The organism is Mucilaginibacter jinjuensis (assembly GCF_028596025.1).
In the GTDB taxonomy this organism is placed as follows: Bacteria; Bacteroidota; Bacteroidia; order Sphingobacteriales; family Sphingobacteriaceae; genus Mucilaginibacter; species Mucilaginibacter jinjuensis.
On sequence record NZ_CP117167.1, the window covers coordinates 1,302,116 to 1,325,213 of the forward strand.

18 protein-coding genes are annotated in these 23,098 nt (G+C 41.6%); 12 read left to right on the forward strand and 6 right to left on the reverse strand.

From position 1 onward, the window contains the following. The first annotated feature begins 305 nt into the window (after window positions 1–305). Both PQO05_RS06045 and PQO05_RS06050 read left to right on the forward strand, forming a co-directional pair. The gene (locus PQO05_RS06045; protein ID WP_273631802.1) at window positions 306–662 is read left to right on the forward strand and encodes a plasmid mobilization protein; all 357 of its coding nucleotides are present in this window, start codon (window positions 306–308) and stop codon (window positions 660–662) included. Next, window positions 637–1,821, forward strand: a complete 1,185-nt coding sequence (locus PQO05_RS06050) for a relaxase/mobilization nuclease domain-containing protein (RefSeq protein WP_273631804.1) — start codon at window positions 637–639, stop codon at window positions 1,819–1,821. The genes PQO05_RS06045 and PQO05_RS06050 overlap by 26 nt, the downstream gene beginning before the upstream one ends. Before the next feature lie 288 nt (window positions 1,822–2,109). Here PQO05_RS06050 and PQO05_RS06055 read toward each other — a convergent pair whose 3' ends face one another. Both PQO05_RS06055 and PQO05_RS06060 read right to left on the reverse strand, forming a co-directional pair. Continuing rightward, window positions 2,110–2,814: a hypothetical protein gene (locus PQO05_RS06055; protein ID WP_273631806.1), complete on the reverse strand. Its 705-nt coding sequence runs from the start codon at window positions 2,812–2,814 to the stop codon at window positions 2,110–2,112. A 26-nt stretch (window positions 2,815–2,840) separates the two neighbouring features. Continuing rightward, complete coding sequence (locus PQO05_RS06060; protein ID WP_273631807.1) at window positions 2,841–3,965, reverse strand: tyrosine-type recombinase/integrase; 1,125 nt, start codon at window positions 3,963–3,965, stop codon at window positions 2,841–2,843. A 396-nt stretch (window positions 3,966–4,361) separates the two neighbouring features. Between PQO05_RS06060 and PQO05_RS06065 the strand changes: the two genes are divergently transcribed. Continuing rightward, on the forward strand, window positions 4,362–5,258 hold the full coding sequence (locus PQO05_RS06065) for a tyrosine-type recombinase/integrase (RefSeq protein WP_273631808.1): 897 nt from the start codon (window positions 4,362–4,364) through the stop codon (window positions 5,256–5,258). Continuing rightward, window positions 5,255–6,310, forward strand: a complete 1,056-nt coding sequence (locus PQO05_RS06070) for a hypothetical protein (protein ID WP_273631809.1) — start codon at window positions 5,255–5,257, stop codon at window positions 6,308–6,310. Before PQO05_RS06065 ends, PQO05_RS06070 begins: the two co-directional genes overlap by 4 nt. Window positions 6,311–6,634: 324 nt before the next feature. On the opposite strand, the gene PQO05_RS06075 is transcribed toward PQO05_RS06070, so the two are convergent. Beyond that, window positions 6,635–7,051, reverse strand: coding sequence for a helix-turn-helix domain-containing protein (locus PQO05_RS06075; RefSeq protein ID WP_273631810.1), 417 nt, complete (start codon window positions 7,049–7,051; stop codon window positions 6,635–6,637). Between the two features lie 177 nt (window positions 7,052–7,228). Between PQO05_RS06075 and PQO05_RS06080 the strand changes: the two genes are divergently transcribed. The 5 genes from PQO05_RS06080 to PQO05_RS06100 all read left to right on the forward strand — a co-directional run bounded on the left by PQO05_RS06080 (window position 7,229) and on the right by PQO05_RS06100 (window position 11,975). After that, the gene (locus PQO05_RS06080) at window positions 7,229–7,651 is read left to right on the forward strand and encodes a helix-turn-helix domain-containing protein (RefSeq protein WP_273631811.1); all 423 of its coding nucleotides are present in this window, start codon (window positions 7,229–7,231) and stop codon (window positions 7,649–7,651) included. A gap of 399 nt (window positions 7,652–8,050) precedes the next feature. Beyond that, on the forward strand, window positions 8,051–8,812 hold the full coding sequence (locus PQO05_RS06085; protein ID WP_273631812.1) for a sporulation delaying protein family toxin: 762 nt from the start codon (window positions 8,051–8,053) through the stop codon (window positions 8,810–8,812). Window positions 8,813–8,829: 17 nt separating this feature from the next. Beyond that, complete coding sequence (locus PQO05_RS06090) at window positions 8,830–9,411, forward strand: SdpA family antimicrobial peptide system protein (protein WP_273631813.1); 582 nt, start codon at window positions 8,830–8,832, stop codon at window positions 9,409–9,411. Next, window positions 9,383–10,351: a sporulation-delaying protein SdpB family protein gene (locus PQO05_RS06095; RefSeq protein WP_273631815.1), complete on the forward strand. Its 969-nt coding sequence runs from the start codon at window positions 9,383–9,385 to the stop codon at window positions 10,349–10,351. Before PQO05_RS06090 ends, PQO05_RS06095 begins: the two co-directional genes overlap by 29 nt. A 304-nt stretch (window positions 10,352–10,655) precedes the next feature. Continuing rightward, the gene (locus tag PQO05_RS06100; RefSeq protein WP_273631816.1) at window positions 10,656–11,975 is read left to right on the forward strand and encodes an alpha/beta hydrolase; all 1,320 of its coding nucleotides are present in this window, start codon (window positions 10,656–10,658) and stop codon (window positions 11,973–11,975) included. Window positions 11,976–13,407: 1,432 nt separating this feature from the next. Here PQO05_RS06100 and PQO05_RS06105 read toward each other — a convergent pair. Beyond that, on the reverse strand, window positions 13,408–14,997 hold the full coding sequence (locus PQO05_RS06105; RefSeq protein ID WP_273631817.1) for a TROVE domain-containing protein: 1,590 nt from the start codon (window positions 14,995–14,997) through the stop codon (window positions 13,408–13,410). A 644-nt stretch (window positions 14,998–15,641) separates the two neighbouring features. On the opposite strand from PQO05_RS06105, the gene PQO05_RS06110 reads away from it, so the two are divergent. Both PQO05_RS06110 and PQO05_RS06115 read left to right on the forward strand, forming a co-directional pair. Beyond that, the gene (locus tag PQO05_RS06110; protein WP_273631818.1) at window positions 15,642–16,679 is read left to right on the forward strand and encodes an AAA family ATPase; all 1,038 of its coding nucleotides are present in this window, start codon (window positions 15,642–15,644) and stop codon (window positions 16,677–16,679) included. Window positions 16,680–16,981: 302 nt separating this feature from the next. Next, window positions 16,982–18,007: a DUF6371 domain-containing protein gene (locus PQO05_RS06115; RefSeq protein ID WP_273631819.1), complete on the forward strand. Its 1,026-nt coding sequence runs from the start codon at window positions 16,982–16,984 to the stop codon at window positions 18,005–18,007. A gap of 901 nt (window positions 18,008–18,908) precedes the next feature. Here PQO05_RS06115 and PQO05_RS06120 read toward each other — a convergent pair. Both PQO05_RS06120 and PQO05_RS06125 read right to left on the reverse strand, forming a co-directional pair. Continuing rightward, window positions 18,909–19,706, reverse strand: coding sequence for a hypothetical protein (locus PQO05_RS06120; RefSeq protein WP_273631820.1), 798 nt, complete (start codon window positions 19,704–19,706; stop codon window positions 18,909–18,911). 33 nt (window positions 19,707–19,739) lie between these two features. Further along, window positions 19,740–21,242 (reverse strand): RtcB family protein, encoded by a 1,503-nt coding sequence (locus tag PQO05_RS06125; protein ID WP_273631821.1) that lies wholly within the window; start codon window positions 21,240–21,242, stop codon window positions 19,740–19,742. A 243-nt stretch (window positions 21,243–21,485) separates the two neighbouring features. On the opposite strand from PQO05_RS06125, the gene PQO05_RS06130 reads away from it, so the two are divergent. Continuing rightward, entirely contained in the window at window positions 21,486–23,090 is a 1,605-nt protein-coding gene (locus PQO05_RS06130) for an RNA 2'-phosphotransferase (RefSeq protein ID WP_273631822.1), read from the forward strand. Window positions 23,091–23,098 lie beyond the last annotated feature (8 nt).

The following is a 23,098-nucleotide window of genomic DNA, read 5'->3' on the forward strand; positions in this document are numbered from 1 at the left end:
CGTATAGTCCATTTCTTTACATATATCGTCATAACGTTGCTTAAGCAAGCCATGTTTTGGTCATACCAAAACGCTTGCCGGGACACCCGGACCCTATGCCGCACTACGTTATGGCATATATAAATAGCTGTATATACCGATAGCGGCATATACGGTTTGTCTCATTTGCTATCCGCAATTACCTCATAATTTTCCCGGCTTAAATAAATCGTTGGTGTGTGGCACCGGAGTTTGGGAAACTTGCTTTTTTCTCTTTCCACCTTTAACAAGTCAAGTTAACTAAATGTGGAATTAAAGATGAGTTTATGAGCAGGCCACGACTGGAAGAAGATAAAAAATTATCAGAGCGGTTTATCTTTCGTTTAAGCAAAGATGAATTGAACCGCATTAACAAAGCGGCTGAAAATTGTGGAAAACAGCCAGGGCCGTTAGTTCGCGAAAAACTATTTAAAGGTAAATTCCCCGAAGCGAAAGCCGCCAAGCTTGACCTTTTTACCTATACAGAACTCAAACGCATAGGCAATAATCTCAATCAACTCACCAAACTGGCTCATTCCCGGATCGTCCCAATCGGTTTGCAGCAGCTTCTTTTAAAGCTGTTACAGCAGCAGGAAATCATCTTAAAGCTTTTGCTTCATGATCGCAGACCAGAAAATAGGTAAAAGCTTTATGAGCGCTTTAGGTTATAACCTAAAAAAGAATGACCATCCTAATCCGAAAAAACGGGCGGAACTCTTGGACAGTAATTTTATTTCCTTGGATGCGAAGCAAATCGAAGCGGAAGTGGAACTGATCCGGCAGCTTCGTCCCAACCTGAACCGATATGTGTACCATACGAGCCTGAACTTTACAAAAGAAGAGGAAGCGTCGCTGACAAATGAAAAGCTTTTAGCCATAGCACATGAGTATTTAAACGGCATGGGTTTTACCGATAATCAATACCTGATCTTCCGGCATTATGATGCAGACCATCCCCATATTCATTTACTGGCAAACCGGATCACCTTTGACGGTGATGTGATCTCAGACAGTAATAACTACAAACGCAGCGAAGCCATTTTAAGAAAATTGGAAAAGCAGTATTACCTAACCGCAGTTATTTCCAGTAATCAGGCGGCTCAAAAGGCGGCCAGTAAGGACGAACTGGAAATGGTGGTCAGGACAGGCAAGCCATCACAAAAGATGGTTTTACAGGAATTATTAAAAAACATATGCAGACAGTCAAACCTTACCGTCCCTGCATTGATCAAAGCAGGTGAACACGCAGGCATACATTTCCTGTTTAATCAGGCAGTTAACGGCAGGGTATCGGGTGTTACTTATTTCCATGATGATTTTAAGATTAAAGGCCAGGCATTGGGCAGGCAGTTCAAATGGACGGAACTGGCAAAAGAAATAAATTATGAGCAAGTTAGAGACAGCAAGGCAATTAGCGAAGCAAACAGCCGTACAAGAGCCATTTACGGCCACCTTGGAGCAGCAGCCGGGACAGCAGAACCAAGCGGAAGGTCGGCTGGAGAAGGAAGCGCAGGACTTACTGAAAGCCATATCGGAGATCCATTCCATGACCGGGAGCAACCTGCAGGCATTGACCGAAATGCAACAGCAGCAGGAGCTGATGATGCGGGAGATTACCAAAATAGCGACAGAACATGGACGACAGATCAGAATGCTGATCTTTTGGATATTGGTACCGGCAGCCATCAGCATCATAACTATTTTGATTTTGGAGGTTTCGAGATAAGTGATGATGTAGACGATGAGGCTATTCACGGGAGAAACAGGCACCGGAAAAAGCAGGCAAGAACGAACCGACGGTAGCCGGTATATGCAATTATGGGTATAAGAGAATAATTGGGTAACGCTCTATTCCGATAGATATATGCAGAACTATTCCTCTATGCACATTAATCAATAAGCAGATCAATATATAGTGAAACCAATAGCTTTTTACCTATTTATTTATGCAGCTATGCAAATAGCTACATAAAGGATATTTTTAAAAAGTGTATACACCCCTATCATTCCACCTGCAGCAATTTTTGGTGATCTTGAAATGATTGCATCACGGCGTAAAAAAACTGCTGAGCCGATTAATCTTAAAGCCGGTTAAAAATAATTTTTATTTGACTCCAGGTGTTTGAGCTCTTCAGGATAACCGCTGCGCTCTTTTACAACCCGGTGAACAAGCAGTTGATCGACCTGGTAATCAGTTAATCCAAAAATCTCCAGCTGATTGATCAGTCTCAAAAACAGTCCTTTTTCGAGTAATTGTTCACTGTAAGCATTATAATACCCTGCTTTTAGATCAATGGTTGTCACATGTTTACCCTGAAGGAAATCGTTATAAATATGGTCGACATAGAAGTGATTTTCGCCCATTTTCGCCTGAATAAAATACCATCGGAAAGTTTCGCCTTTGAGTAAAACTCTTTCAAGCGGCATCGAAAAATATACAGTATTCCTATACCCAGGCTTTGAAAAACGCAGTTTAAAATTTGAGCAGCCAGCTCCGAATTTATCCGGTTGGGTTTCATTTAACTCCCATAAATCATCATATAAAAGCCGGAGCCATTTGGCAATGAGAGCGGGCTTTTGATTGACTCGCTCAGCGACTAGCTTAATTGTCGGGGATGGCGCATAATCCTCAGGGTCTTGCAGACCGTTCTCCTGGATCATTTCGATAAGCTGCTCATAATTCTTTCCGTTGTCTTTTAATAAAACAAGCCATTGATATTCGGTTTTCAAAGCAATCCATAATTCTTTTGTTTTAGGCATGTAGGGATCCGGCGATGCGTATTTTCTGGCTTTCATATCTAAATATGATTGATGTAACTGGGTTATTTTATTGGATCAAACTTGCTGCTTCCCGAGGCTTTGATTACATTTTTAAACAGCCTCTCTTTAATGTAAAGCGTTGTTACCTGTAAATTACTATGCCTGTTCCGCTGTCTGATTTCCTCAAAGCTCGCGCCATCCTGCAGATCATAATAGTTACTGGAATGTTTCAGGGCATAAAATTTTAAATGGGATGGTATATCGTGCTTTTTTCTGAATGCGCGCCACCGCTGGTCTAAGTAGCCGTCGCAAGCCTGATAATCAGACACCTTTGTTCTTCTTCCAAAAATGTAATGAGTATGATCGTGATCTTTCAGGAAGGTTTCAAGCATAAATAAGGATTCTTCGTCAAGCAAGAACCTGGCCTCATTGCCATTCTTGGTTTTATCCGGTGGAAGGGTTAATAATCGCTTTCTAAAATTAATGTCTTTTACCTGAAGACGTATTAACTCAATTGGCCGGATATTGAATTTGTAAACCAATTTCGCAGCGATATATAAATCGTGAAATGACTCGTCTTCAATCAGGGCATTTACGACCTTTCGCAATTCACCTTCTTCATATATTTTAAAGCGTGACGAATCATTTTTAAGGTTAAGTTTCCGGGTATGCTTCGCCGGATTGTCTGTAATCACCTTTAAGGCAATCAGGTAATTGAAAAAAGTAATCAGGTGTCCTCTGTAGGTATTAACGCTGACTTTATTCCAGCCTCTTTTCTTTGCCCAGGTGCGCAGGAATAGATCTATATCCAAATGATTAAATGAGCCAGCGGCCCTTCGCTCAAACCCTTTATCTTTTAACCATTCCATGAAATAGGAACATATATTTTGACTGCTCAAATATCCCTTCATTTTCAATGCCCCGATTTCAAAGCATTCTTTCCTGTAGGCAAGCCAGTGGTCGAACCAAAAAATAATCGTCGATTGACCAATCAGCTCGGCATCTTTATCGGAACCTGAAAAAGAAAGAGGATGTCGTTCAGCTTTAATGTTCTCAATGATTTCATCTACCAGTATCCTGGCTTTTTTCTTTAACGTTCCTGCATCATGATTATAACTTAAATTCTTATAGGTCCTGAGCCGCACCGGTTTTCCTTTTACGGGATCAGGATGATAGAAGTAGAGCACAGGCTTATTGTTTTTATTGGCAGATCCAGGAAGGTACAGTTTGAATTTGTAATCATTCCATTTCCTGATGATGATCGTTTTTTTAACCTTATTTCTCATGATGTTTTCGGCTAAAATCACAAAAAAACAAGTGATTGAAAGTTTCGGTATCCTTTGATTTACGACCGAATGAGTAAAATACTCTAGCCGTTAAAATGGAATATTAATGGTAAAGCGGGATAAGGATTGGGTTTTTGCGATGTGTAACGCCGCGTTTTTTATCATAAAATTCAATTATGAGTAATTTACAAGCCCTGCGATTGTGTGCCTGCAAATCCTACGCGCTTACTTTGCGCCTGCATTACAATTGCCCTGATTCGAACCCGATTAGGCGATTACTTATTTCAGTTTTGCAGAATGAACCATACGAAGAATAAAAAATCCATCGGTTTGCTTTTCCAGCAAGCCCTTGACAAAAAACTTACCTCCGATATAAGCAGGCAACACAAAAATAATCTCCGGCACACGTATAACCATTTCATGGAATTTCTGGGACCTGAAGGCCGCGCGGTTACGCTTAAGAAATTAAAGACTTCGCAAATTGAGGAATTTCTCAATCGCTACAACTCCTCTGCCACTAATTACATGAATAAGAGACGGGATCTGAACGTCCTGTTTAATATGGCCTGCAAGGCTACGGATGAAACATTGCTGACGCTGAAAAAGACCGATGTTCGGAGGATTAAGGCCACATTACATTTAGCCTATGAAAAGGAACAGCTGCAATCTGTATTTGAATTTCTTAAGGCGAACCATACCAATCTTTATCGCTGCTGCCTGATGACTTACGGTTGCCTGCTACGTCCCCATGAGGAAATACGGTTACTAACTAAAAAGCACTTTAAATTGAATAACACGGAAATTCATTTAGGTGGTAAAGAGAACAAGGGCGGCCGGGTGAGGGTTGTTTATGTGCCTGATTATGTAAGACACGAGCTTGACCCGGTACTTGCTGAGTTAAAAAGAGATGATAACATCTTCAGCATGATTCCCGAGCCTTTTAACAACACCTATTTTGCAAAACAATGGGGGCGCGAAAAAGTCAAGTTACTAAGCCATGGCCTTATATATCCCAAACAAACCATGTATTCTTTCCGGCACACGGCAGCGATTGATGTATTCCGAAGGACAAAGGACGTTTACATGGTTCAGAAGATGATGGGGCATTCTTCGGTAGTAATCACCCTCAAATATTTGCGAAGCCTGGGCGAATTCAATACGGATGAACTAAGAGAAGCAGCACCAACCTTATGATCAAACTAAGCCGTGAGGAAATCTATCAAATGGTTTGGGAACAGCCTATGATTGATATTGCCAAGAAATATGTGGTATCCGATGTTGGCTTCCGAAAGATTTGCCTCCGAATGAATATCCCGATACCCAGAGTTGGGCATTGGGCTAAGATGCGGGCCGGGTATAAAGAGAGACGTCCCGGTCTGCCATTAAAAACGAAAGGAGAAACGTTTATTTATTTGGAGGAGCGACCACCAGATCAGGCAGTAAAAAAAGCCTCTAAATATCTTAAGCTCACAAAAGAACTGTCGGTTGAAAAGCTTCCATTCAAAGTGCCTGACCGACTGACAAATCCAGATCCCCTTATACTTGCTGCAAAAGAAAGCCTCGGCAAGAAGAAAGATATTAATTATCCTGGCATGGCAGTAACTGGAAAAAGGCAGTTAGATATCCGGGTTTCTCCTGTTTTTGTAGGCAGGGCACTTCGGTTTATGGATACCTTAATTAAATGCGTTCGTGCACGGGGGTACCGGTATGAAACACTTGATGACGGAAACTACGTGGTTATAAGAGATGTGAAATTAAGAGTGTGCTTTAGGGAATTAACTACAAAGTATGAGGTAAATAATCAGCCCTATCAAAACTTTGAGTGGCGTCCAAATGGCGTTATCGCTTTTCGTCTTGACGGCCGGCCAAGGTCGGAATGGAAAGATCTGAAAAATCAGTTACTGGAAGACCAGCTGCCCAAAGTACTGGCAAAACTTGAATTAGCTGCCAGGCAAAAAGAAGAGGAGGAAGAAAAGACACGTTTATGGCAACAAAACTGGGAGCTGCGTAGAAAAGAAGAGGCTGAGCGGCAAATGCGCAAAGCGAAGGAATTAAAAGATTTTAAAAAGCTTGTGAAAGATGCTCGAAGATGGCAGACCGCCCAGCTTATCCGAAATTATATAGCTGTCAATACTGAAGCTGATGGTGAATGGATTGATTGGGCAAATAGAAAAGCCGACTGGATAGATCCCAAAATGATTTTTAAAGATGAATGGTTGTCCGAGATAGACAAAGATTCAATTTAATAATGGCCTGAGTAACAAGACCCGTTAATTAAATTTAGCGGGTTTTGTTATTTTAGATTGAATTTTAGAGCGATTTGGATACTTACAGTTACAGCCAGCGCCTACTCGACCTGACACAAAAATGGATGATGGGGCTACAATCAGATGGGGAGTTTCAGGAACTTAATAACTGGTTTTCGTTCTTTGGAAGATACCGATCTTAGTTTCCCTAATGAAATGACAATTGATAGAATAGAGAAAAGGTTGCATGAACAATTTTATAAGCCTGTTAAGCTTAATTCAGATCAGCAATTGCCCTCTCTAAAGGATTTGCTGTAAGGTTTATTATTTCTTATTTGAGTTTTGAATAAGCTCGTTTTTTTCCTTTTCAGCTTGAAGCAAACGTTCTAACAATGCTACCTTCTCGTCATATAATTCAACAATTTTTTCAATTGGGTTGAAATTAAATTGATGACCAACATTTGCACCGTGATTGTTTGAACCCTCATAATTATTTTGAATGTTATAAATCACAGCTTCCTCGCTGAAGTTTTTAATTGCCTCGGATGTAACTCCCAATATGCCAGCAATTTTTTCTAACACAGCATCCTCAATTGTCTCGCTCTGTTCCATACGCGAAACAGTCTGCTGACTAACACCTAATTCAGAAGCAAGCGTTTCCTGTTTGATGCCTCGCAGTTCGCGAATACGGCTGATCTTTCTTCCGATGTGGGAATTTGAAGGTTTGGCTGATGTTTCCATATCTCAAAAATACAAATTTTATTGCTTGTAAAAATAACGTATTCATGTGTAAAATACCCATCCTATGAGTTTAGTACCGCACTTACCTGTCCGAAATTTGTATAAGCAGCTAATGTATAAACGTCTATAGAGATAGTTAACTAACGGTATAGCTGTATAAACATTTATACGCTAATTATGAATAAGATACTTTATGTAGCGCGTAAAGCCAAAGGCTTTACAGAGGCGCAGGTTGCAAAAGCCCTGCAATTAGAAGAAAGCGAATATCGGGAACTGGAAGCATCTTTAACTGACGTTACAGCAGGAATAGCTTTGCGCGCTGCAAAGCTATTCAATATTGACGCAGAACTATTTATATACACTGAAGGGCGGGAACATCGTTTGGTGAAATTTGCGATGGATGAGATAACCAGTTTTAAACAAAGTGGCTTATTGAATGATATGCCACCGCAACATCTTTTCCATATTGTTAATCTTGGAAATACAGCACTTTCCTTACAGGTAGAATTGAATCATTCTGTTTTCCGAATATATGAACTGGAAAAAGATAATGAGGCATTAAGAAAGTTGAACGCAGAGTTGAAATCCCGGTTAAGTTGACAAAGGTGGACCTTAGTTTTCGAAGATTTATAATTCTTGATTTTTGTTTATTGAATTTGAGTGTTTACTATAAGTAAACAACATCAAAAGATAAACATGCACTTAACTGTAGTCATAAAAAAGGATTTCAATTGTTACCCTCCTGTTTTTAGAGAGACTTAATAATTGCTAAAATGTCACAGACATTGAATTTAGTTATGGCCTCTATATTTAGAGTAAAGTAGGTATAGCGCTTTTTTTGCGGTGTTATTTAACGTTTGTCTTGTTAATCCGAGTGTTCATGTAAAATTATTGATTTTAACGGTGCTCGCAACGTATTTTAAACCCATAGTTGGTCTGTGACCATTAAAGTTAACTTGCAAAATATAATCGACTTAATATTTATAATAAATCAAACCTATGCTTACAAGAATCAGAATTATTGCGAATAAGTGGTACATTACTGTTCCACTTTGTATTATGACATTACTATACACAAGTTGTAGTAAAGAACGTCAGACAACAAGCGTCCTTAAATCGAAAAATTTTACATCAGACGAGCTTTTCAGAGGTTTAATCTTCGGAGAGGGAAAGGTGGCTGCGCTCATTCCGGAAATTACTGTTCACGCCTCAGACGTGGCAACGGACGCCTTAGAGCAGAAGGCTATTTCGGATTTAGAAGATCAAATTATTGCAACAATAAAAGTGAACAAACCTGACTTTTTAACAACATTTAAATCACAGATAGAAAGTGGTAACAGGACATTGATAAGTCAGGCATTCAGTAATTCTCATGACGTATTGATCCAAGCTTTAACAAGTGCTAATATCGTTCCGCCAGCACTCGTAAGTGACTCATTTTTAAAGGGCCTCCGCGATCAATTGCCGGATAAAATAGATGGAAAGACAATTAGATCCGTAATTGACAGTAAAAGAGAAAACTTCAAAACACAAATCCTTAACGCTCTGGGAAATAAGGCAGTTAACTCTGTAGATAAGCAAGTAAATGCTATCAATATAAATCTTAATTGGGCGTATGCTGGAGTCGCTGTAGTGGCGTTTGCCGTGGCAGTAATAGTGATTGTAATTGCTGCACCTGCCACTGAAGCAACAACAACTAGTTCAGACACCTTACAAAAAGAAGAAATCGTTAACTCAGTGGCTAACAACTTGGCTGCTTAACAGTTTCCCTCTCCAAATTGAAGAATATCAACCAGACAAGCAATATCAAGGTGGCATCGTTTTTTGCGTTTCTCTCGATGGGAACGCTAATATTTTGCATTCTTGTCTTGACGCTTGCGTTGCCTTTTAGTCCTATAAAAAACTTCATCCCGCGGCAGAAGAACCTTAAAATGGTTATACCCCAGGGATGGGGTTTTTTTACCAGGGATCCTCGTGAGGACTCTTTTAAATTGTATCGAGCTGATAGAGCTCCATTGGTCGATTTTAGACCTCAAACTAACTCAAGCAGCGAAAATTTATGGGGCTTACGGAGGAATGCGCGTGCGTTAGGTATTTTATGTGGTTCTATTTACAAGCAAATTGAAGAAAAGGATTGGGTCGAAGTAACTGATTTTGATCCACAAAGATTTAAGAGCCAGGAAATTAAAAGCCTTCAAATCACCACGGCTAGTGAAAATCATACGCTATGTGGTCAAACTTTTATATTAGTTCGGTACAAACCAATCCCCTGGGCATGGGCAGCCAGCGTAAGGGGGACAACAGGAATGCAGTCTTATGTCGCAAAAATCCATGTTAACTGCAGTAAACAAGGTAAGTAATCTGGCTTATCGGCTTGCTGATAGTGGAATTATTAGCAATACTTATGGTGTTGGGCGATCTGTACTGGCCATAGGTACTTTAATTACATTAATTTTTAATAGTGATGTGACTCTTTTTGGAGACATACATAGTCAAGGATTCCTTAACTACAAAGTAATAGGACTGGCTAATTTCAGTCTATTTTATGTACTAAAAGCCCACATCTTTTACGCAAAAATAGTTTCGATAGCAATCTTAACGCTAACCTTATCGGGTTGGCGGCCAAGGTATACATGCATCCTTCATTGGTATGTTGCATTTAGCTTTAACCTTTTTACGCAAGTTGCGGACGGTGGCGACCAGATAACTTCTGTGCTTACATTTCTTTTAATTCCTATTTGTCTCCTTGACAACAGAAAAAATCATTGGACGGCGGGATCGTTATTGACAAAAAACGTTTATCTGGGCTTAATAAGGTACTTTGTTTATATTTTAATCAGACTTCAGGTTGCGATTTTATACTTTGATGCAGCAATTGAAAAATTCAAAATAACTGAATGGGTAAATGGAACTGCATTATGGTATTGGTTTAACGATCCAATAGTAGGTTTAAATTCATTTTGGAAACCGCTGCTTTTACCGGCATTAAAAAATCCGGTTTTTGTAACTCTTTTGACGTGGACTCCTGTAGGATTTGAATTGTTATTGTTTCTTGGCTTAACGATCAAAAAAGGTTATCGCCCATATTTACTTATATTAGGAATTGGCTTTCACTTTGTAATTCTCGTGATTCATGGGCTGGTTAGCTTCTTTTTCGCAATGTCAGGTGCTTTAATTTTATACCTAAGACCTTGGAATGATGAATTTAAAACAAAATTGGCATTCCCTGCAAAGCCTTTGAAACAAAACTCCTCTGCACCTAAAAAAGATGAAATTGGCACTCTTTCGGAACAATATTAAAAAATCTTAAAAAAAATTGATATCAAGATCAAGACAACGAAAAGGGTAACAAAAATATAAGTTCGCCAATTAGCAAAATTAAGAGTGTAACCAAAAAATCTGTTTCTTTTTGGAACAATCGACCGGATATCATTCTGATTAAAATAGAAGACTCCTTTAATGTAAAAGTTTGGATTATCAACTGGATCCATAATTATAACAAGTGTACGAAAGTTAATTTTTATAGTTTCAAAATCCGCCAATAATTTTACAAAGGCATAAGTGCTTCGGTATAATAATTCAAAATAGATCAACAAAAATAACAATGATTACTAATGTGCGGCCTAAGTGCCTTAAAGGGAAAGTTACCAAACTGGTATATTTCCCCGTTTTTGCTGTATTATTTTTTCAAAGCGCTTTTGGTCAGAGCGACTTTACTAAAAGAGATAAAAATTTCCTGGAAGCTTTGAAAAAAAAAGATTTCGTGACAGCGCAAACACTTACTTCTGCTAATTTAAACAAACAATTAGGAATAAACGGATTAAAGGACGCAGCTACTCAAATCAATAAGCAAATTGGCGAATTAAACTCCTACGATACAACTGCAATTTCTGACAGTAAAAATATTCTTCGCTTCGTTGTACATTTTGAAAAAGCAGACCTCATCATGCAATTCGCAAATTCTGAATCTGGCATTGAAGGTTTTTTTCTGTTACCGCTTGACCAAGCCTATCATTACCCCACCTATGAAATAAAAAGCAAAGAAAAGATCGAAGAGATAAAGTTAGTCCTTGACACTGTAAATTTACCAGCAATCTTAACTCTTCCAAATGATAGTAATGTCAAACATCCTGCAGTTGTGTTTATCGGCGGCTCGGGACCAACTGATTATGATGAGACAATAGGCATTATCAAACCTTTTAAAGATATCTCAATCGCTTTGGCTAATTGTGGAATTGTATCGCTTAGATACGATAAACAATCAAAAGTTTATCCGGAAAGATTCAAAAGGAATTACACTGTCCAAGATGAATATGAGCCAGACCTTAAATCGGCACTGGCATATTTAGAAACAAGACCAGAAGTCGATAAACGGCGAATATTTCTCATTGGTCACAGTCTTGGGGCAACGTTAGTGCCAATGCTTATAGCAACAAATCCAAATGTCAAGGGGGGAATCATGCTTGAAGCAAATGCTGAACCATTACATCATATCTATTTAAAACAATTAAGGCATTTGCAATCCTTAAACGGTACGCCAAGTGACTCAACAATTAAAGCAGTAGCTAAAGATGTTGACTTACTTAATCATATTAGTGCTAGTGACAGTTCCTTAACATTACTTGGTGCAAAAGGTTCATATTGGTTATCCCTGAAAATGTACAACCCTTTTAAAGTTATTAATAGTTTGAGGGCTGAACGATTTCTTATTATACAAGGAGGATTGGACTACCAGGTGGACAGCGACAATCTCCGGATTTGGCAAAGTAAATTAAAAAAAGGGAACACGAATTTTCTCTTTTTTAGCAATTTGAATCATGCTTTAGTCGAAGGCACGAAGGCTATGAGTCCCCAAGAATATTATATCCCCGCCAATGTCCCAATCGACCTCATTCAGTCAATATGTAATTGGGTTTTACAATGATTATTGGAAGACATTTCAGGCCATAATCTAGCAATCATGTAAGAATACTAGCTGCCTGAGCAAACTAACATTTTAATATTATATTCAAATCATGGGTAACGTGACAATGAATTAGAAAATAGACAGTGCGCTTACCTGTAGTCATTCAGAACACTAAACATTATTGCTGCTTTAGTTCGGAAGCTAATTCTGTAGAAACAGATTTACGATGGCCGATAATGACAGAGGTAGCCGACGCTTTGTATTTCTGCCTTATGTAGTAAAAAGCGTGGTACAAATGTGGTACAATGAATTTTGTAGTTTCAGAATTATAATGTAAATTGTCCTTAGAAACGCTTACAGAGCGGTTTTTTACCATCTGAAAATTGCTTAGAGAAAGCCTGAAAATCCTTGTGTCACTGGTTCGATCCCAGTTGGTACCACGAAAGCCTCTCAGAGAAATCTGAGAGGCTTTTTTATTAGGCTACAAGTAATCAGGTGGTATAAAAATATTCTCTTATTTGTACCAACAGTTTTTCTGCTATTTGAATATCCGGTCTGTCGGGTAGCGTCGATTGTTTAAATTATAAATGAAAGAGCAATAGTCAGCGTATGTCTTTCAGGATTCGAACCTGCCCGCTTACGCGGTTTCACCGGCGAAGTATCACACACTTACGGCATCTTTCATTATGTTTTAAAAAAGGGCAAAAAGCAACCGGTGAGGTTTTTTATAATTAGACTACTGCAATTGCCTGCAGGCAGAATTCGAATCTGCACCTTTCCCCGAAGGGAACATCCTACCGAAGTATCACCAGTTTACGGCACCTTTTAAGGTTTAGGTATTAATACTAACCCCCTAAGAGGGATAATCTGTTTTTTTATTCTTCCTTTAGGGGATTGGGGGGGGAAAGAAGAGCAACATTTAACCAGCGTTCGGTTTTGCGTGACAGGCGAAGTAACGCTGAGCCTACGGCATCTTCTTAGTAAAAGGGTAACAGGTGATAAATGCGTGTTTTCTTCTGCGTTCTATCCATATTAAACTACCTCTTTGCGGGAGGGCCGGATCCGAGCCGGCGTCTCAGACTTGGAATCGAAGTAGCATTTATCTACGACACCTTTTATTTTTAATCTCTTTTAAAAGAAGGGCAACGAGCAATAAGCCATTCTGCACTGTGCTCTATCCATTTGAGCTACCCTTTCGGGGACGGACTCGAACCGCCAACCCCAGCGTCCCAAACGAAGTAAGGCTTATTTACGACACCTTCTTTTTATTTTTATAAGGAGCAACAGGCGAACGCGGGATGGGGGACCGCTTAGGGACTCGAACCCTCAGTATCACGTTAATGGCACTGACCTCCCCCTCCAATGGTGCGAAGTATCCCGTTTCTACGGCATCCTTAAGCCCCCCCCCAGCCCCCTAAAGGGGGAGTGGGCATTTCCCTTGTTTCCCCTTTTAGGGGGTTAGGGGGATATTATTAATAGCATCCAACGCCGAGCCTCCGTTTTCTAAGGCAGCTAACACCTCGAAAACTTTATCGCTCCAGCCTGCTATCAGGTACACATTGTTGTGCAATAGCTGCAAAGGCGCTTGTCCGTAACCTTTCAGATCGAACAGGTAGAGCTTTGCATTTGGCGCAACCTGGGTTTTGTATTGTACCCACAAGGCATGGATATGTTCGCCACTGGTGTCCGTACTGTTCCATAACTGGCAGTCGGTAAACAGCATCACTTTATCCATTTTTACACGGCGCTGTAACAGGTCTTTGATAACCAGGTAGCCATTGGTGCTGTAACCCACCTCGCCCTCGCGGCGATAAAACTCCTGCACGTTACCCAATATATTGTTACGTGGCACCGTGATGGTTTTCCATCTATCGCCAAACATACCCACCTCCACGTTTTTACAGCGGCTTTGCAGCAGCATAGCCAGCATCAGGCCCACATCGTACAATAGTACCTTGCTTTTGGCAGATACCGGTGTCTGCATCGAACCCGAAACATCGCAGGCCAACAATACACGGGTATTGTAGTCGAAACCTTTAATGTTGGCAGCACTTGCCTGTACGGCTTGTTCTAAAGCATCCAGCAATGCGCCGGTGTAGCCTTTGTTGCCCGACAGCAATGCGCTCAATTTTTGAGTTAAACCTTTTAGCGGCGAATCTGTACCCGCAACTATCAGCTCGCGGTAAGCTGCCAGGTAACGGAACGGAAACTGTTTTGCCTTAGCAACCTCATTAGCATCAGCCAAACGCCCGCATACTTTCTGGAAGTGCGCGTAGCTTACGCCTGCTTCCTGTATATTGCGCAGGTTACGCAGCAGGGCCATGTAACCCAGTTTGCCGCCATCAATCAGCTCTTCCCATTTAGCACGGAACGCTAAGGCCTTAGCCTCATTGCTATCGAAATTAAGCTGCCCTAATGCCGATAGCTCGGTTTCCCAGGTATAAGGCGTTTGCAGGTCGCCGTTTACTATTTTGTTGAACAACACCTGCTGCAATTCGTCCTTTGCTTTTGGGTGAACCAGGAACAAGGCATCGCGCAGTTTTATAGCGCCATCACGGTTGTATTTGGCAAACTGGTACTCGTCGAAACGGTTAAATGCCGTGCTCAAACCTTTTTGTAATTGCTTGCTCAGGCGGTTCAGCTTTTTAGTGCCGGTGCGTTGGTTTAGCATCTGGTAGCAGGCTAACAATTCGGTAATCTCATCAGCACGGCCTATTACGCCGTCGGTAACCCGGGCAACCAGATCGTCGCCCGAGTGCAGCTTAGCCAATTCGGTAACCAATACCAACGGTGCCGAACGCAAATACATTTTGGTGCGTGCATATACTGCCAGCTTACCCACAAATATGGGGCTGCATTTGGCTATCAATGTGCGCAGGCGTTCCATACGCTTTTCGTCTTTTTCGTAAAAGGAATCGTTTAAGCTCCAGGTAACCACCGCGGTGTATAGTTCCATTTCGGCGCTTAGGGTAAAAGCCTTTTCGCCGGCATGGTTTACCGTGGTTGTTTTGTTGAATTTGCTTAACAGGTTGAATTTCATTTTGAACCTCCTTTTTTGTTTTGTTGATACAAAGATTGATGGCTACTGCGCAGTGTATTTGCGCAGATGAAAATAATTGAAAAAAAATGAAAAATATTTTTTTGGAAATCATTTAATCTAATGGTTCTGTCCTACTGTCCGTCTGTTTCCCCTCCCGTACATGCTGTTACAAAGCGGACAGTATTCCTCCAAAAAAATAATTAAATAATATTACAGAATATTCTTTATTTTAAATAATATTCTGTATACTTGCAGTGAATATAATCCTCCGGCTTATTTACCGCTGTAACAAACCGTCCGCTCTGTCTGTAGCATAGGCTCCCCGGGACGCGGACAGCACAAAATCAGTTATGAGTTTTGAATCGCGAGTTTTGAGTTAATACGCACTCATTCGCAATTCACTCATTCGCAACTAAAACATATCCTATAGCTCTGTTTTCAGATGAAAGCCTATAAATAGGCTAATGGAGGGGTATTTCTTAAAAATCCGTTCGGATTTTAAATCAATGATAGAATGAGTGAAGGAGAGAATGAGTGAATGGAAAGCACTATTCTATCATTCAAAATTCACTCATTCACTCATTCAAAATTCTATCATTCAAAATTCACTCATTCTATCATTCACTCATTATTTAAAAACCCGCATGAAAATTAATGCCGAAGAACTGCAACGCCAAAGCCTTGAGCTGTTAGCAGAACAACAACAACCCGAAAACAACGACGACGTATTACTGGTACGGCGTGTTAACCACTGGATGGAACAAGCCAGCCTTAGATCAATCCCCCTGATGCTGTTTGGCAAATTTTGGCACCAGGGCGAAGTATGCATCCTGTATGCCGATAGCAACCTGGGCAAAAGTATTGTTGCCGTACAAATTGCCGATGCCATTAGCCGGGGCACAGGCGTTTATCCCTTTGATGTAGAAGCACCCGCACAACCCGTTTTATATTGCGATTTTGAATTGACCGATAAGCAGTTTGAAGCCCGCTACTCGGTAAACTTTACCAACCACTACGAGTTTAGCCCCAACTTTTATCGTGCCGAGTTAAACCCCGAGCTGGAGATACCCGAGGGCTTTGCCGATTTTGATGAGTACCTTAACTATGCGCTTGAACGTGCTGTACTGCAAACCAACGCCAGGGTTTTAATTATTGATAACCTAACCTATCTGCGCAGCGAAACCGAGCAGGCTAAAGATGCTTTACCATTGATGAAACAGTTGAAAGCCCTTAAAAACAAGCACGACCTGAGCATATTGGTATTAGCTCACACCCCAAAGCGCGACTTAACCCAAGCCATTACCCGCAACGATTTACAAGGCAGCAAAATGCTGATGAACTTTTGCGATAGCGCATTTACCATAGGCGAAAGCAATGCCGATAGCAGCCTGCGTTACCTTAAACAAATTAAGCAACGCAACACCGAGCAGGTTTATGGCGAAAGCAACGTATGCCTTTGCCAGATAGATAAGCCTTTCAATTTTTTACAATATGAGTTTGTAAGCTTTGGCGAAGAATGGCAACAACTATTACGCAAAAAAGGCGAAGCCGACGAAAGCCTGATTGCCGATGTGATGGCGCTTAAACAAAAAAACTACAGCCTGCGCGAAATTGGCAGGGCCCTGGGCATATCGCACCAAAAAGCTGATAGGATAATTAAAGCGCATACACAACAGTTATGAGTAGTGAATGAGTGATTGGTGAGTTGTGAATAAATGATAAAGGACTTTTCTACTCACTCATTCGTAACTCAAAACTCGCAACTATCTTTTCGTCCGTCGCTTTCCCCTCCCGTACAGCCCGTTACAAAGCGGACAGCTTAGCGCTTTTATTCCCCTCTCGAGAGGGGTTAGGGGTGTGTTCTTTCTGCAAGCGATAGCGCGTGCGCATAAACACACCCCTGCCATCGCACAAGCAACCGCGCCCCCTCTCAAGAGGGGAGTTTGAGCTTCCCGACAACCGACAACCAACCATCAACAACAAAATGAACTATCACCTGCAACCCTACCGTGGCATGCAAACCCGCCACCATTGCCCGCAATGCAAGCATCATAGCAAAAGTTTTGTGCGCTACGTAAACATCGAAACCGGTGCCGAACTGGCAACGCATGTAGGCCGGTGCAATCGCTTCGATAAATGTGGTTACCATTATAACCCACGCAAATATTACCTCGACAGCGGCTATAAACCCTGGACAGCCGATGGCGTAACTTTTAACCGAAACTTCGATGCCATAAGCCACCCTAATGATAGGCAGCACCGCCAATGGCTTAGAGATAACCGACTCGAGTACACACCGCCCAGCCCCAAACCTGTAAAAACCATACAACAATATATAGATGGGCACGATGTGGACAGCAGCTACAACAATTACGATAACAATAATTTTGTGCAGTACCTCATTAAACGCTTCGGCTACGATAAAGCCAACGAGTTGGTGGGCAAATACCGCATAGGCACCAGTAACCACTGGCCCGGTGCAACTATATTTTGGCAGATAGATACCGAAAATTATGCCCGCACAGGCAAAATAATGTTGTATGATAAAGAAACAGGCAAGCGGGTAAAAGCACCCTTTAACCATATTACATGGGCACACAGCCTGTTAATGAAGCATAAAACAGATATAGATTTTCAGCTTAACCAATGTTTGTTTGGCGAACACCTGCTGGCAGATTTACCAGAACCAACACCACGCAAAAAAGGCACTCCGATAGCGTTGGTAGAAAGCGAGAAAACCGCCATTATAGCCAGCGCCACCATGCCCCAGTTTATATGGCTGGCCTGCGGAAGCCTTAACGGGCTAAACCCCATTAAATGCCGCATACTTAGAGGCAGGCAGATAATGCTTTTCCCAGATGTAAACGCCTATGCCCTGTGGCAAAAGCAAGCCCGCCTGATGCAGCAAATGCTACCGGGATCAACCATAACAGTATCGCCCGTGCTAGAAGAATTAGCCACAGACCAGGACCGCCAAAATGGTGTAGACCTGGCAGATGTGCTTGGATGATGGAGGTGTGTCGCAAAGCGTCCGGGTTGTAACAAAGTGTACGGGAGGGAAAGGGACGGACGGATTCCTTGAGTTGGCAGCCAGAGTGGGGGTTATCTGAAAACACCAATCCTCTCGTCATTTTATAACAGTAAAAATTATGTTAACAATAACGCGTTATATTATCAACAAATCTTGTTTTTTTAAATAAAACTTTTTTTGAATTTAAAGAAATAAGCAGAAAAATGAGATTGAATAATTACCTTCGCGCTGATAAACACCAACAAAACAGTTGTAAATAATTGACAATGAGTAATTTAAGCCATTTTCGTTATCTATAAATTTTTTAAGAAAACAGTTGTTATTTAGAATAACAAATACATATATTTGTAGTGTTGTTAACGGATGTAGATGCTTTACAGTTAAAGCTTTTAGTCTTGGAGCAACATGACTTTAGTTAATCAAACAGATCAAAAAGTTTAATAAATAAAAAAGACCCCTGGATTGCGACTCCAGAGGCCTTAAACAAAACTTTTAGATTTCTTCTTTAATCCCGGGGGATTCAAACCCCGCCGATGAACTCAGTGCCTCAATCGGTGTTCCGCGCTATCGGGACTTCTATTATTTTGTATCAGACAGAACTGATTTAACAAAAATATAGAAAAATTGAGCTAAATTTTGTTTTTATTTTCATTTTTATTTCAAGTACTTGATTATCAGTACAATAATCTTTGATTATACACATTAAATGCCTTAGCTTGCGCAATTATGCAGCGCAGGCCAGTGCAATGAGGTGCTTGTGCCTTTGAGGTAAGGGTGTCTTACTGAGCTCCGTCGAAGTATGGTGCAGAAGGCCGACGCTTATGCTTCGAGTACCTCAGCATGACAACGCTTCTTCTGTTGACCTTATGCCTAACCCAACTTACCTCCTCTTCCCCCTCAACATATACTCTTTCCCTATAAATAAACCACATATAAGAATGGTTCCAACAATAGAGCCCCAATTAATCTCGGTGATGGGTGTGAAGTAGGCACATAATATTATGGCACTAATAACGGCAATGAGGATACTGATATTTAAGTGTCTTTTTAGCCGTTGTTTGCGGATTGCTTTTTTGAAGGCTTGTTGCTTAGCTTGCATCAAGCTTTCACGTTTAACCCGCCATTCTTCTGCCATTGCAGCAATTCTTATTTCCTGCTCGGCTTCTATCTTATTTAAAACTGTTATTACCAAGTCATTAATTACAGGCCAGTTAGTATAATTGTTAAACGTAAATGGGGCATAAGCAGATAAAAACCTGATCACATCTTCTTGTAATTCTCTAAAATCAACAAACCCGTAGTCGTCAAACGAGTAGATAAAACTCAGTTCAAAATCTGTAAGCGTATTGCGCCATTCTATGTTCCAAAGTATTCTGATTGCATCATCAATAGTAAAGGCGTTGTTTTCATCAACCAGTTTTTTATATAATAGCCCCATCAATACTCTCGTACAGATAAGGCTATCATTTCCCTTAACATACGCACCAATTACCTCAATTAAATGGTTTGTGGTAGAGCATAACGATAGCTCGATAAAAAAGTAATCCGGCTCATCTGTATTCAGTATGATCTCATCAGCCCATGATGTTACATCGCTTTTAGACACCAAATCAAGTATCAGCCCCCTGCGAAATACTTCGAGCAGTAACAGAAAGTCGGTTGGTTTAGGCGCTTGCATATTGTTGTTAAGGTAATCGTTAATTTATAATTCTCAATCCTCCGGCTTCTCCCTCGCATCAGCCATACGTACTATCCTCGGTTCAAACTTAGCCAGTACTTCTACCAGGTCATTTTGCGCAGCCATTACGGTGTGGATGTCTTTGTAAGCCATTGGGGCTTCGTCCATGTCGCTACCCATCAGGGTGATGCGTTTTTCTACCAAATTGGCGGCAATGGCAGCTTTATCCAGTCTTTTAAAAGCGGCACTACGGCTCATAGCCCTACCCGCACCGTGACTGGCGGAATTAATGCTTGCCGCATCACCTTTCCCGCGGACTAAAAAGCCGGGCGTACTCATACTGCCGGGGATAATACCCAGCACGCCTTCACCGGCAGGTGTTGCGCCTTTACGGTGCACCATTACTTCGGTACCATCAGCCAGCTGCTCTTTCCAGGCAAAGTTGTGGTGGTTCTCTATCATGCTAATGGGTTTAACACCCAAAGCATGGGCAATTTTGTTATGGATCTCGTGGTGGTTGGCGCTGGCATATTCGCCGGCAAGGTTCATGGCAATCCAGTACTCCTGGCCCTCGTCTTTATCCAGATCTAACCAGGCCAAATGTTTGGCTTCGGCAGGCAGTTTGGTTTTGGTCATGGCAATACGGCTGTAGTAGTCGGCTACGGCACCACCAAAACCACGCGAACCCGAGTGCGAAAGTAAAGCCAGGTATTTACCGGCAGGGATACCGGTTAAAGCACCTTCGGCAATATCCAGTTCGCCCCATTCTACAAAGTGGTTGCCGGTACCGCTGGTACCCAGCTGCGCATAAGCCTTATCCTTTAACGAGCGGATCAACTTAGTTTCGCCCCAGCTTTTGCTGTCGAACAAAGAACTATCAAAGTACGATTTGGTAGTACACCCCATCCCGAAGTAAGTGTTATCCACCAATATATTCTTCAGCTTATCGGTTTCGGTATCAATAGCTTCGGCGGGTAAATCAAAAATGCTTAAACACATACGGCAGGCAATATCCACACCCACAGCAAAGGGGATAATGGTATTGGCGGTAGTAGCCAGCACCCCGCCAATAGGCAGGCCGTAACCCTGGTGCGCATCGGGCATTAAAGCGCCGGCAACAGCAATGGGTAACTGTACTGCGGTACGCATCTGTGCCAAAGCACCCACCTCAATATGCTCCAACCCCCATACCGGGAATTCGGCTATCTCTTCTTTCAGCTTAAAATTGCTGCGTTGCTGCTTTACAAATTTGCCTTCTTTACGCAGGGCAATAACATCTTCAGCCAGGTTTTTAAACTTACCGCCTTTTTTTAAGGCGTATGGGATGGGGTCGTCAATCAAGGCTTCCAGATTAGCCAGTATCTCGGGCTTAGCCATTACGTTGTGTTTCAGCAATCCATTAGCTACGCGGCTAAAGTTTACCAGTATATCTACGTCGTTAATACCGAGCGCTTTTAACTCGTTGTTACCTATCTTTTCTTTTTGCGCCCCTGCGCTTTCAAGAGCGGATGTTTCGGTGCTATTTTGCTTTCTCATATACCTGAGCTTGTAATTTAACAATTTTAATTCTCCGGGCTAAAACCCCTCTCCCCAAATTGAGAGAGGGGGGCGTTTGTAAACAGGTTTAGCCTTTCTACAGTACAAAGAGAAACATCAAGTGCGCAGCGTATTTGCGCAGCAAAAAATAATTTTATAAATTTCGGATGTCGGAGGGTGGATTTCGGATTTGTGTTTCTGAAATAAATCAAAAATCCGAAATCCGACATCCGAAATCACACTATGCCTGTTAACCGCAACGCCCTGATCCGCTACCGCACCATTGACCAATGCCTGCAAAACCGCTTTAAGAAATGGACACTGGATGACCTGATAGATGCCTGCAGCGATGCCATTTACGAGTACCAGGGAATTGATTCAGGTGTAAGCCGCCGTACCGTACAGGCTGATATGGAAATGATGCGCAGCAACAAGCTGGGCTACGAAGCGCCGATTGTGGTGGTTGATAAAAAATATTATACCTACAGCGATAAAAATTACAGCATTACCAATAGCCCGCTAAACCAGCAGGATATGCAGGTGCTGAGCGAAGTATCGGGCTTGTTAAAGCAGTTTAAAGGCTTTAACCATTTCACCGATCTGAATGAGATGGTGAGTAAACTGGAAGATAAGATCTACTCGCAAAAAACACAAAGCACCCCGGTAATTGATTTCGAAAAGAACGATAATCTGAAAGGCTTGGAGTGGATAGAAGTGATCCGCAAAGCTATTGTGGCTAAGAAAACGATATGTATTACCTATCAATCTTTTAAAGCCAGGGAAGCCAACACCTTTTGTTTTAGCGGGTATCTGTTGAAAGAATATCGCAACCGCTGGTTTGTTTTGGGGATGCAGCACAAGCGCAACGCCCATATCATGAACCTGGCTTTAGACAGGATACAAGCCGTGGCAGAGCATGAAGAACCTTACCGCGAGAACCGGACATTAGACCTGGCAACGTATTATAATGATTGTATAGGGGTAACCAAATCTCCCGGTCAGCGCGATTGCGAGGTGATATTTTGGATAGATGCTGCCAATGCGCCTTATGTGGTTACCAAGCCTTTGCACCACACGCAAAAACTGCTAAGCGAAGATGAAAACGGGAAGATATTTAGTATCAGGGTAATCTTAAACTTTGAACTGGAACGCGAGTTACTGGGTTTTGGCGCCAAAATGAGAGTATTGGGGCCAAGGGTACTGGTAAAGCAGATAAAAGCGCAGTTGGCTAAAACCATAGAGAATTATGGCAAAAATAATATCATGACACCTGCAAATACCCTAACTTCAAACCACATTATGAAAGAAAAAGATACAACGGATATCAGCAAATTTTTAAGCCTGGTACTAAGGCACCAGCCCCAGGTAATTGGTATTGAACTGGATGAACAGGGCTGGGTAAGTGTTGATGAGCTGTTAAAGCAAGCCAACGCACATGGTTATACTTTAGATTGGGACCTGTTGAATGATGTGGTTGAAACCAACAGTAAAAAACGTTTTGCTTTTGACGACAGCAGGCAGAAGATCCGTGCCAGCCAGGGGCATTCGGTTGAGGTTGATTTAGGTTACCAGGCGCAAATACCACCCGAAATACTTTATCACGGGACCGGGGAAAAATCGGTTGCTGCCATTCAGGAAAGCGGCCTTGAAAAACGAAGCCGCCAGCATGTACATTTAAGCAAAAATATAGAAACCGCTGTACAGGTTGGCAGCAGGCACGGTAAACCGGTAGTTTTTAACGTGCTTGCAGGCGAAATGCATAAAAATGGATATGTGTTTTATCTGTCAGAAAATAAGGTTTGGTTAACCGATCATGTACCTGCTGAATTTTTAAGATTAGACGAATAAATGCCGGG

Coding starts and splice junctions, on each gene's coding strand:
- PQO05_RS06045 (WP_273631802.1), top strand. CDS start 306: ATGAGCAGGCCACGACTGGAAGAAGATAAAAAATTATCAGAGCGGTTT.
- PQO05_RS06050 (WP_273631804.1), top strand. CDS start 637: ATGATCGCAGACCAGAAAATAGGTAAAAGCTTTATGAGCGCTTTAGGT.
- PQO05_RS06055 (WP_273631806.1), bottom strand. CDS start 2,814: ATGAAAGCCAGAAAATACGCATCGCCGGATCCCTACATGCCTAAAACA.
- PQO05_RS06065 (WP_273631808.1), top strand. CDS start 4,362: ATGAACCATACGAAGAATAAAAAATCCATCGGTTTGCTTTTCCAGCAA.
- PQO05_RS06070 (WP_273631809.1), top strand. CDS start 5,255: ATGATCAAACTAAGCCGTGAGGAAATCTATCAAATGGTTTGGGAACAG.
- PQO05_RS06075 (WP_273631810.1), bottom strand. CDS start 7,051: ATGGAAACATCAGCCAAACCTTCAAATTCCCACATCGGAAGAAAGATC.
- PQO05_RS06080 (WP_273631811.1), top strand. CDS start 7,229: ATGAATAAGATACTTTATGTAGCGCGTAAAGCCAAAGGCTTTACAGAG.
- PQO05_RS06085 (WP_273631812.1), top strand. CDS start 8,051: ATGCTTACAAGAATCAGAATTATTGCGAATAAGTGGTACATTACTGTT.
- PQO05_RS06095 (WP_273631815.1), top strand. CDS start 9,383: ATGTTAACTGCAGTAAACAAGGTAAGTAATCTGGCTTATCGGCTTGCT.
- PQO05_RS06100 (WP_273631816.1), top strand. CDS start 10,656: ATGATTACTAATGTGCGGCCTAAGTGCCTTAAAGGGAAAGTTACCAAA.
- PQO05_RS06105 (WP_273631817.1), bottom strand. CDS start 14,997: ATGAAATTCAACCTGTTAAGCAAATTCAACAAAACAACCACGGTAAAC.
- PQO05_RS06110 (WP_273631818.1), top strand. CDS start 15,642: ATGAAAATTAATGCCGAAGAACTGCAACGCCAAAGCCTTGAGCTGTTA.
- PQO05_RS06115 (WP_273631819.1), top strand. CDS start 16,982: ATGAACTATCACCTGCAACCCTACCGTGGCATGCAAACCCGCCACCAT.
- PQO05_RS06120 (WP_273631820.1), bottom strand. CDS start 19,706: ATGCAAGCGCCTAAACCAACCGACTTTCTGTTACTGCTCGAAGTATTT.
- PQO05_RS06125 (WP_273631821.1), bottom strand. CDS start 21,242: ATGAGAAAGCAAAATAGCACCGAAACATCCGCTCTTGAAAGCGCAGGG.
- PQO05_RS06130 (WP_273631822.1), top strand. CDS start 21,486: ATGCCTGTTAACCGCAACGCCCTGATCCGCTACCGCACCATTGACCAA.